Source organism: Treponema sp. R6D11 (assembly GCF_054786075.1).
In genome coordinates this window covers 1-307 of sequence record NZ_BDHD01001426.1, presented here as the reverse complement: position 1 = coordinate 307, position 307 = coordinate 1, and the positions used below count along the sequence as shown (strand labels likewise).

At 44.6% G+C, this 307-nt stretch carries 1 protein-coding gene; it reads right to left on the bottom strand.

Annotation, left to right across the window (positions count from 1 at the left end; all coding sequences use genetic code 11):
* Positions 1-307 (bottom strand): response regulator (locus ACYVTD_RS19025; protein ID WP_461249140.1); only part of this gene is annotated, 307 nt, incomplete at both ends.

The window sequence follows — 307 nt, the reverse complement described above, 5'->3', positions numbered from 1 at the left end:
CCTTAAATACATTAGCGGTCATTGCAATTATCGGAATTCCCTTTGGGAATTCCGATAATTGCTTAGGAGTTTCCTTCGGAAACTCCATGCTGTTATTCAAACCTTCGGTGGAGCTCGTGCCGGTATTGTGGGCTGCTTCAATTGCTCTGATACGACGGGTTGCTTCATAGCCGTCCATTTCGGGCATTTGAACGTCCATGAATATCATCTCGTATTTATCGGGCGATTCACTGAACATTCGCACGGCTTCTACGCCGTTTTCAGCAAAATCTATCTCTAACTTTGTAGGTTCAAGCAAGGTTTGTAC